Origin of the sequence: Pseudonocardia sp. N23, assembly GCF_002583555.1 — a bacterium.
Lineage (GTDB): Bacteria > Actinomycetota > Actinomycetes > Mycobacteriales > Pseudonocardiaceae > Pseudonocardia.
In genome coordinates this window covers 257,704-267,293 of the sequence record NZ_BEGX01000029.1, presented here as the reverse complement: position 1 = coordinate 267,293, position 9,590 = coordinate 257,704, and the positions used below count along the sequence as shown (strand labels likewise).

The following is a 9,590-nucleotide window of genomic DNA, read 5'->3' as shown; positions in this document are numbered from 1 at the left end:
GCTGTTGCGGACCTCCAGGCGGAGCATCTTGCGACCTTCCGGTGCGATCGTCACGACGGTCTCCAGGGACGGTTCGGGGTCGCGAGTCCGGCGTCGTCGAGGAGGCGGCCGGGAACGCGGCGACGCGTGCGTGGGCAGAGCCCATGGCGAGGCGCGGTACCCCCGGTGCCGGGTACCGACGGAGTCGAGGACGCGCACGAGTGCGCGAAAGCGCTCGTCGACCGGGGAGGTGCCATTCCCCTGACATCCACGGTGCCCCGCCGGGAAGGGCCGCGGCGAATCACCCGATGCGTGACGTGCGCGGCGACGGTAGCACGGCTCCGCGGGTCCCGGCGGCCGCGCAGGCCGTGCCGTCCGGAGGCCGTGCCGTCCGGAGGCCGGTGGACCCTTGCCGACGTCCCGTCCGGTGTGCGTATAGTGTGCGCCACACAACTGCATACGCTGCTCGAATCTCAGCGGGAGATCTGGTTCATTCCAGAGCCGTAGGAGCAATCCTCCCCGGAAAACTCTCAGGCTGCCGTACCGCTGTGACGAGGCAACTCTGGAAAGCGTTCTCCGGTTCTCCGGGTGAACCACCGACGGGGCAAGTGGGTCACTCCCGCGAAATCTCTCAGGTCCGTAGACAGAGCGGGGAGACGGTGCACGACAGGTGCCATCTGTCCCCCTGACCTCGGAGTGAGCGTATGTCGATCTTCGCCGACCGTCACATCGGTCCGGACCCAGACGCCGAGCAGAAGATGCTCGGGGTCGTCGGCCACGCCGACCTGGCCTCCCTCATCGATGCGGCTGTGCCGCAGGGCATCCGTGCCGCCGAGTCGCTGAACCTGCCGCCCGCGCTGAGCGAGCAGGACGCGCTCGCCACGCTCGACGGCATCGCCGGCCGCAACCGCACGATGGTGCAGATGATCGGTCTGGGCTACTCCGACACGATCACGCCGCCGGTGTTGCGCCGCAACATGTTGGAGTCGCCCGCCTGGTACACGGCGTACACGCCCTACCAGCCGGAGATCTCCCAGGGCCGCCTCGAGGCGCTGCTGAACTTCCAGACGATGATCGAGGACCTGACGGCCCTCCCGGTCGCCGGCGCGTCGCTGCTCGACGAGGCCACCGCCGTCGTCGAGGCCGTGCTGCTGATGGCGCGGGCGAACAAGAAGGCCCCGGCCGGTGCCCGCGTCGTCGTCGACTCCGAGACGCTGCCGCAGACCCTCGCCGTGCTGCACCGCCGGGCCGAGCCGCTGGGCCTCCCGATCGACGTCGTCGACTTCGCGGCGCCCGACGCCGTCACGTCCCTCGGCGAGGGCGACCTGTTCGGCATCGTCCTGCAGGCCCCCGGGGCCTCCGGTGTCGTCCGCGACCTGCGGCCGGTCATCGCCGCCGCGCGGGCGCGTGACGCGCTCGTCACCGTCTCGGCCGATCTGCTGTCGCTGACCGTGCTGACCCCGCCCGGCCAGCTCGGCGCGGACATCGCGGTGGGCTCGACGCAGCGCTTCGGCGTCCCGCTGTTCTTCGGCGGCCCGCACGCCGGCTACATGTCCGTCCGTAGCGGACTGGAGCGGATGCTTCCCGGTCGCCTCGTCGGCGTCTCGCAGGACGCCGCGGGCCGCCCCGGCTACCGTCTCGCGCTGCAGACCCGTGAGCAGCACATCCGCCGCGAGAAGGCGACGAGCAACATCTGCACGGCCCAGGCCCTGCTCGCCAACGTCGCCTCCATGTACGCCGTGTACCACGGCCCCGACGGCCTGCGCGAGATCGCCGAGCGCGTCCACGCCCACGCGGCCGGCCTCGCGGCCGGGCTGCGTGCCGCGGGTGTCGACGTCGTGCACGGCGAGTTCTTCGACACCGTCGTCGCCCGGGTGCCAGGGCGCGCCGCCGCGGTGCTCCAGGCCGCGGCCGCGGACGGCATCAACCTGCGCCAGGTCGACTCCGACCAGGTCGCCGTCGCCTGCGACGAGGTCACCACAGAGGACATCGTCGCCCGTGTCCTCGCCGCGTTCGGTGCCACCCCGGCCGACGGGGCGCCGGCGAGCGTCCTGCCCGCCGGTCTCGTGCGCACCAGCCCGTACCTGTCGCACCCGGTCTTCTCGGCGCACCGCTCCGAGACGTCGATGCTGCGCTACCTGCGGCTGCTGTCCGACCGCGACCTCGCGCTCGACCGCACGATGATCCCGCTCGGCTCCTGCACGATGAAGCTGAACGCGACCGCCGAGATGGAGCCGATCAGCAAGCCCGGCTTCGCCTCGCTGCACCCGTTCGCCCCCGCCGACCAGACCCGCGGCTACGCCGAGCTCACCGACACGCTGGAGAGCTGGCTCGCGGAGATCACCGGCTACGACAAGGTGTCGTTGCAGCCCAACGCCGGCTCGCAGGGTGAGCTGGCCGGTCTGCTCGCCATCCGGGACTACCACCGCAGCCGTGGCGACGACCAGCGCACCGTCTGCGTCATCCCGTCGTCGGCGCACGGCACCAACGCGGCGTCCGCCGTCCTCGCGGGGATGAGCGTCGTCGTCGTGGCCACCGCGCCCGACGGCAGCATCTCCCTCGACGACCTGCGCGCCAAGCTCGAGGCCGACAGCGGCCGCGTCGCGGCGATCATGCTGACCTACCCGTCGACGCACGGTGTCTACGAGACAGACGTCCGCACCGTCTGCGAACTCGTCCACGCCGAGGGCGGCCAGGTCTACATCGACGGCGCCAACCTCAACGCGCTCGTCGGGCTGGCCAAGCCGGGCGAGTTCGGCGGCGACGTCTCGCACCTGAACCTGCACAAGACGTTCTGCATCCCGCACGGTGGCGGTGGCCCCGGCGTCGGCCCGGTCGCGGTCCGGTCGCACCTGGCGCCGTTCCTGCCCGGCGACCCGCTCGACCCCAAGGGCGCTCCGGTCTCGGCCGCGGCGTACGGCTCGGCCGGCATCCTGCCGATCACCTACGCCTACATCGCGATGATGGGCCCGGACGGCCTGACCAGGGCCACCGCGGCGGCCGTGCTGTCGGCCAACTACCTCGCCCGCCGGCTCGACGAGCACTTCCCCGTCCTCTACACCGGCCCGGGCGGGCTGGTCGCGCACGAGTGCATCCTGGACCTGCGCGCGATCACGAAGCAGACCGGCGTCACGGCCGAGGACGTCGCCAAGCGCCTGATCGACTACGGCTTCCACGCCCCGACCCTGTCGTTCCCCGTCGCGGGCACGCTCATGGTCGAGCCGACGGAGTCGGAGTCGCTCGCCGAGATCGACCGCTTCATCGACGCGATGATCGCCATCAAGGGCGAGATCGACCGCGTCGGCGACGGCACGTGGCCGCTGGCGGACAGCCCGCTGCGCAACGCGCCGCACACCGCCGACGTGCTGCTGGTCGACGAGTGGACCCACCCGTACACGCGTGAGCAGGCCGCCTTCCCGGTGCCGGAGCTGCGCCGGGCGAAGTACTGGCCGCCCATCGGCCGCATCGACGGCGCCAAGGGCGACCGCAACCTCGTCTGCTCCTGCCCGCCCCCCGAAGCGTTCGCCGCCCCGGCTCTCCAGGAGACGTCATGACCACGGCCGACGAGCTCGTCCGTACCCCGCTCGACGCCGAACACGAGCGCCTCGGCGCGACGTTCACCGACTTCGCCGGCTGGCGGATGCCGGTCCGCTACGACAGCGACCTCGCCGAGCACCACGCCGTCCGCAACTCCGCGGGCCTGTTCGACCTGTCGCACATGGGCGAGGTCGAGTTCGCGGGCCCGCAGGCCGCCGAGGCCCTCGACCACGCGCTGGCCGGCGCGCTGTCCAAGGTCAAGGTGGGCCGCGCGAAGTACTCGCTGCTGTGCGCCCCCGACGGCGGCGTGCTCGACGACCTCGTCGTCTACCGCCTCGCCGAGGACCGGTTCCTCGTGGTCGTCAACGCGTCCAATGCGGCGCAGGACGCGGCCGAGCTGATCGCCCGCGCCGAGGGTTTCGACGTCGTGGTCACCGACCGGTCGGCGGACACCGCCCTGATCGCCGTGCAGGGGCCACGCTCGCCGGACGTGCTGCGCAGCGCCGAGCCCGGCATCGCGTCGATCCTCGAGGGCCTGCGCTACTACGCGTCGGAGCCCGCGACGATCGCCGGCATGGACGTGCTGCTGGCCCGCACCGGCTACACCGGTGAGGACGGTTTCGAGCTCTACGTCCCCCACGACCGGGCCGCGGAGCTGTGGAACGTCCTGCTCGCCGCGGGGGAGCAGCACGAGCTGAGCCCCGCCGGCCTCGCCTGCCGCGACACCCTGCGGCTGGAGGCCGGGATGGCTCTGTACGGCCACGAGCTGACCTCGGAGACCAACCCCTTCTCCGCCGGGCTGCGCCGCGTCGTGGCCCTGGACAAGGAGTTCGTGGGTCGCGACGCCCTCGCCGCGCTCGCCGAGAACGAGCCGCCCCAGCTCCTCGTCGGCCTCACCGGCACCGGCCGCCGTGCCGGCCGCGCCGAGGCCTCGGTGCTCGGCCCGGACGACGCGGTCGTCGGCACCGTCACCTCCGGTGTGCTGTCCCCGACGCTGGGCGTGCCGATCGCACTGGCCTACGTCGACCGTGGGCTGTCCGAGGCGGGGACCGCGCTGCGGGTCGACGTCCGCGGCCGCGCACAGGACTACACCGTCACCGCCCTGCCCTTCTACAAGCGCGCCTGACCATCCGGCGTCAGTCCCGAGAGGACCACCGATGACTTCCCCCGACATCCCCGAGAACCTCAGCTACACCTCCGACCACGAGTGGATCGCCGTCGAGCCGGGTGCCGAAGCACCCGCCGGCGAGGTCCGCGTCGGGCTGTCGTCCGTCGCGACCGAGGCACTGGGCGAGATCGTGTTCGTCGACCTCCCGGCCGTGGGCGCCGCGCTGACCGCGGGCGACGCCTGTGGCGAGATCGAGTCGACCAAGTCCGTCTCCGAGCTGGTCAGCCCTGCGAACGGCACCGTCGTCTCGATCAACGAGGCGCTCACCGACAACCCTGCCCTCGTGGGCGAGGACCCGTACGGCGAGGGCTGGCTGTTCACCGTCGAGGTCTCCTCGCTCGGCAAGGTCCTCGACGCGGCCGCGTACCGCGCCGAGAACGAGGGGTGACAGACATGTCGGAAGGTGTCCTCGACCAGTCCCTCGCCACCTTCGACCCCGAGGTCGCGGCGCTGATCGGCCGCGAGCTCTCCCGCCAGCAGGACGGGCTGGAGATGATCGCGTCGGAGAACCACGCGCCGCTCTCGGTCATGCAGGCGCAGGGGTCGGTCCTCACCAACAAGTACGCCGAGGGTTACCCGGGCCGCCGGTACTACGGCGGCTGCGAGTTCGTCGACGAGATCGAGACGCTCGCCCTCGACCGCATCAAGGCGCTGTTCGGTGCGGAGTTCGCCAACGTGCAGCCGCACTCCGGTGCGCAGGCGAACGCCGCGGCGATGCAGGCGCTGATCAAGCCGGGCGACACGATCCTGGGCCTCTCGCTGGCCCATGGCGGGCACCTCACGCACGGCATGCGGATCAACTTCTCGGGCCTGCTCTACAAGGTCGCCGCATACGAGGTCTCGCCCGAGGACTCGCGCGTCGACATGGACGAGGTCGCGCGGCTCGCCAAGGAGAACCAGCCCCAGCTGATCATCGCCGGCTGGTCGGCCTACCCGCGGCATCTGGACTTCGCCCGGTTCCGCGAGATCGCCGACGAGGTCGGCGCGTACCTGATGGTCGACATGGCGCACTTCGCGGGCCTGGTGGCCACCGGGCTGCACCCGTCGCCGGTGCCGCACGCGCACGTCACGACGTCGACGACGCACAAGACCCTCGGCGGCCCGCGCGGCGGCATCATCCTCACCAACGACGCCGCACTCGCCAAGAAGATCAACTCGGCGGTGTTCCCCGGCCAGCAGGGCGGGCCGCTCGAGCACGTCATCGCGGGCAAGGCGGCCGCGTTCAAGATGGCGGCGCAGCCCGAGTTCGCCGACCGGCAGCGGCGCACGCTCGAGGGCGCGCGCATCCTCGCCGACCGGCTGGGCGACGCCGACGTGGCGGGGGCGGGCATCAGCGTCGTCTCCGGCGGTACCGACGTCCACCTCGTCCTGGTGAACCTGGGTGCCGACGGTATGGACGGCCGCCAGGCCGAGGACCGGCTCGCGGCCGTCGACATCACCGTGAACCGCAACGCGGTGCCGTTCGACCCGCGGCCGCCGATGGTGACCTCGGGTCTGCGGATCGGTACGGCCGCGCTCGCCACCCGTGGGTTCGGGGCCGAGGCGTTCACCGCGGTCGCCGACGTGATCGCGCGCGCCCTGCTGCTGCCGGCCGACCTCCCGGCCGACGACCCGGCGATCGCCGGGCTGCGCGACGAGGTCCGGGCGCTGGCCCGCAACCATCCGCTCTACCCCGGCCTGGGGTGACCCGATGACTGTGAGCGTGTTCGACCTGTTCTCGATCGGCATCGGACCGTCGAGCTCGCACACGGTGGGTCCGATGCGGGCAGGCGCCCGGTTCGCCGAGGAGCTTGGTGCGGACGGTGTGCTCGACGAGGTCGTGGAGCTCGAGGTGATCCTCTACGGGTCCCTCGCCGCGACCGGCGCCGGGCACGGCACGCTTCCCGCCGTCCTGCTGGGCCTCGAGGGCCGGCACCCCCACGTCGTGACCGGGGAGACGGTGCAGACCCGCACCGCGGAGATCGCCGACACGGGCCGGATCCGGCTCGGCGGCGTCCGGGAGGTGCCGCAGCGGATCGACGACATCGTGCTGCGGCCCCGTACCGTCCTGCCCGAACACCCCAACGGGATGACCCTCAGGGTCCGGGACGGTGCGGGCACGACCCTGCGCGAGAAGACCTATTTCTCGGTCGGCGGCGGGTTCGTCCACGAGAAGGGCGAGGGCGACGGCTCGGACGACGGCGGGTCCACCGGCCCGTTCGGGACGGCGGCGGAGCTGCTCGAGTGTTGCGTCGAGTCCGGATCGTCGATCTGCGACGTCATGCTCGAGTTCGAGCGCACCACGCGTTCCGAGGACGAGGTGCGCAAGGGCCTGCTCGAGATCCGTGACGTCATGTGGGACTGCGTTGGCCGCGGCATCACCGAGGAGGGCGAGCTCCCGGGCGGCCTGTCGGTGAGGCGCCGGGCGCGCGAGTGGTACGAGCGGCTGCGGGTCGAGGACCCCGAGCGCGACCCCGGGTTCGCGCTCGACTGGGTCAACCTGGTAGCGATGGCGGTGAACGAGGAGAACGCCGCGGGTGGGCGGATCGTCACGGCACCGACCAACGGTGCGGCGGGAATCATCCCGGCGGTCATGCACTACGCGACGCACTACACCCCGATGGGTCTCTGTGACCCGGACGAGACGGCCGTGAGCTTCCTGCTCACCGCCGGTGCGATCGGGTCGCTGTACAAGGAGCTGGCGTCGATCTCGGGTGCTGAGGTGGGCTGTCAGGGCGAGGTCGGTTCGGCGTCGTCGATGGCGGCGGCCGGTCTCGCGCAGGTTCTCGGCGGCACTCCGGCGCAGGTCGAGAACGCGGCCGAGATCGCGATGGAACACAGCCTCGGCCTGACGTGCGACCCGATCGGGGGTCTCGTCCAGATCCCGTGCATCGAGCGCAACGCGATCTCGGCGGGCAAGGCGGTCAACGCGGCGCGGATGGCACTGCGGGGCAGCGGTCGTCATCGTGTCTCGCTCGACCAGGTCATCACGACGATGCGTGAGACCGGTCGGGACATGAGCGACAAGTACAAGGAGACGTCCCGTGGCGGCCTGGCGCTCACCATCCCGGTGAACGTCATCGAGTGCTGACAGGCCGGGACGACAGGTTCTGACCCGCCCGGGCGGCGACGTCCCACCCGCCCGGGTGGAGCTCACGTGCAGCCTGACGGTCAGCGGCGGTGGCCGAGCTCCTTGACGGCGCCTTCCATCACGAGCGAGTCGGTGGTGCTCACCAGGTGGGAGAGCATCGCGTCGGCCGCGGTGGGGGCGTCGCCCGCGCGGATCGCGTCGTAGATGCGGCGGTGGTCGGCGAGCGAGGTGGCCGGCTGGCCGCTGCGCGTCAGCGACGTCGCCGACGTCCGGTCGAGCGCCTGGCGCATGCTCTCCAGCAGGCTGATCAGGATCGGGTTGTGCGACGCCGTGGCCACCCCGACGTGGAAGCGCCGGTCGCCGACCAGGCCGGCCTCGCCTGCGTCGATCTCGCGTTCCATGTCCTCGAGGGACGAGGCCAGGTTCTTCAGGTCGGCCTCGGTGGCACGGTGCGCGGCGAGCCGGGCGCACTGGGTCTCGAGCGCCTGTCGCGTCTCCCAGATGGCCGGATGGTCGATGTGGGTCTCGACGAGCTCGGCCGCGAGTGAGGGGATGAGGTCCTCGGGGCGGCGCACGAGGTATATCCCGTCGCCGTGGCGCACCTCGACCTCGCCGCGGGCCCGCAGTGCGGTGATGGCCTCGCGGATGGACGACCTGCCGACCGCGAGCTGGCGGGCGAGGTCGCGCTCGGTCATCAGGCGGTCGCCCGGCTGCAGCTGGTTGACGTCGATGAACTCGCGGAGCCGGTCGCTCACCTGCTCGTACAGCGGCCTGCGGTCCACCGGACGGATGGGGGAGATCGCCTGTCGGTGGTCCTGACTCATGACACCCCCACGACGACGATGCGCCTCGCGCGATCCCCAGGTGATCGACTGGACCGATCCTACCCCGCCGGGCAGGTCGCCCGATCCGCAGAGACGCGGTGGACGGGCAGGAGGCCGGGCGGCGGGTCGGTGGATGTCGCGTGCCAGGTCCGACCGGGCGTACGGGGGTGCCGCCGAATGCGTCGGGGGAGAACGCGACGCGGAGTTCCGACTTTGGGTCCGCGGGGTGCCGGCACTCCGGCCGGACATGTGGGTTCGCGTCGCAATAGCCGTTGTGCAGCAAGGGAAGTGGAATGTGGAGCCGGGCACACCGTGCTGGCGAAACGCTGTCATGTTTCGCTGGGTGACAAGCAGCTCGCAGGTGATGAGACGGTTGACACATGGGGTCGCCGTCACCAAACTGGTCTGACCACCAGATGACCGCACCAAGCGTGCGGTGGTTGAGCTCCGCCCCCTCTGCACGACGACAACAGCGAGGAGATTGACGTGCGCGCTCTAGCGGCTCTCGGTCTGACGATCGGTGTCCTGGTTGGGCTCTGGGTCTATGTGAGCGGCCTGGTCGGCCTCCCCCCGTGGGTCGCCGTGATCATCTGGGCCGGGTTCTTCGCCGCCGGCGGCAAGGTCGGCGGGTTCCTCAAGATGGGTGCCGCCAGTCTGTCGGGTGTGCTGTGGGCGTGGCTCGCAGTGACGCTGGCCGGGCTGGTCGGTGCCTGGGCGGGTGCGCTGCCCATTGCGGTCGCGATCGCCGCGTTCGTCATGTGCGTCCAGGCCGGATGGTCGCCCCTGTCGTTCATCCCGGGTACCTTCATGGGTGCCGCGTGCCTGTTCGGCACGTCGATCGACGTCCGTTCCACGGTCATCTGCATCGTGGTCGGCCTCGTACTCGGGTTCGTCTCCGAGTGGTCCGCGGGCCTGATCACCGGCGCCGGCAAGGCCGCGGAGTCCTCGGACGCGTCGGTGGCCAACGCCTGATCTGCTGTTGGAATTGGTCTGAACACCTGACCTATGAGGA

Annotated in this window: 7 protein-coding genes and 1 riboswitch; of the genes, 6 read left to right on the top strand and 1 reads right to left on the bottom strand. The window is 71.4% G+C overall.

Features of this window, described 5'->3' with window-relative positions:
- Positions 1-531: 531 nt before the first annotated feature.
- Positions 532-636: riboswitch (glycine riboswitch) on the top strand.
- A 47-nt stretch (positions 637-683) separates the two neighbouring features.
- Genes gcvP through TOK_RS10455 form a run of 5 tightly spaced genes read left to right on the top strand, consistent with a single transcriptional unit; the run spans position 684 to position 7,754 of the window.
- Entirely contained in the window at positions 684-3,533 is a 2,850-nt protein-coding gene (gene gcvP, locus TOK_RS10475) for an aminomethyl-transferring glycine dehydrogenase (protein WP_098957592.1), read from the top strand.
- Positions 3,530-4,642 carry a glycine cleavage system aminomethyltransferase GcvT gene (gene gcvT / locus TOK_RS10470; RefSeq protein ID WP_098957591.1) on the top strand — a complete coding sequence of 371 codons (1,113 nt, stop codon included), beginning with the start codon at positions 3,530-3,532 and terminating at the stop codon, positions 4,640-4,642. The genes gcvP and gcvT overlap by 4 nt, the downstream gene beginning before the upstream one ends.
- A 31-nt stretch (positions 4,643-4,673) precedes the next feature.
- Entirely contained in the window at positions 4,674-5,072 is a 399-nt protein-coding gene (gcvH, locus tag TOK_RS10465) for a glycine cleavage system protein GcvH (protein ID WP_098957590.1), read from the top strand.
- Positions 5,073-5,077: 5 nt separating this feature from the next.
- Positions 5,078-6,370, top strand: coding sequence for a serine hydroxymethyltransferase (gene glyA / locus TOK_RS10460; protein WP_098957589.1), 1,293 nt, complete (start codon positions 5,078-5,080; stop codon positions 6,368-6,370).
- A gap of 4 nt (positions 6,371-6,374) precedes the next feature.
- On the top strand, positions 6,375-7,754 hold the full coding sequence (locus tag TOK_RS10455) for an L-serine ammonia-lyase (RefSeq protein WP_098957588.1): 1,380 nt from the start codon (positions 6,375-6,377) through the stop codon (positions 7,752-7,754).
- Positions 7,755-7,834: 80 nt separating this feature from the next.
- Here TOK_RS10455 and TOK_RS10450 read toward each other — a convergent pair whose 3' ends face one another.
- The gene (locus tag TOK_RS10450) at positions 7,835-8,536 is read right to left on the bottom strand and encodes a FadR/GntR family transcriptional regulator (protein WP_253258297.1); all 702 of its coding nucleotides are present in this window, start codon (positions 8,534-8,536) and stop codon (positions 7,835-7,837) included.
- A gap of 528 nt (positions 8,537-9,064) precedes the next feature.
- Here TOK_RS10450 and TOK_RS10445 point away from each other — a divergent pair.
- Complete coding sequence (locus TOK_RS10445; protein WP_098957586.1) at positions 9,065-9,550, top strand: DUF1097 domain-containing protein; 486 nt, start codon at positions 9,065-9,067, stop codon at positions 9,548-9,550.
- Positions 9,551-9,590: the final 40 nt, after the last annotated feature.

What these genes read in the sequence shown, in the direction of transcription:
- gcvP (WP_098957592.1), top strand. Translation starts at nt 684, where the DNA reads ATGTCGATCTTCGCCGACCGTCACATCGGTCCGGACCCAGACGCCGAG.
- gcvT (WP_098957591.1), top strand. Translation starts at nt 3,530, where the DNA reads ATGACCACGGCCGACGAGCTCGTCCGTACCCCGCTCGACGCCGAACAC.
- gcvH (WP_098957590.1), top strand. Translation starts at nt 4,674, where the DNA reads ATGACTTCCCCCGACATCCCCGAGAACCTCAGCTACACCTCCGACCAC.
- glyA (WP_098957589.1), top strand. Translation starts at nt 5,078, where the DNA reads ATGTCGGAAGGTGTCCTCGACCAGTCCCTCGCCACCTTCGACCCCGAG.
- TOK_RS10455 (WP_098957588.1), top strand. Translation starts at nt 6,375, where the DNA reads ATGACTGTGAGCGTGTTCGACCTGTTCTCGATCGGCATCGGACCGTCG.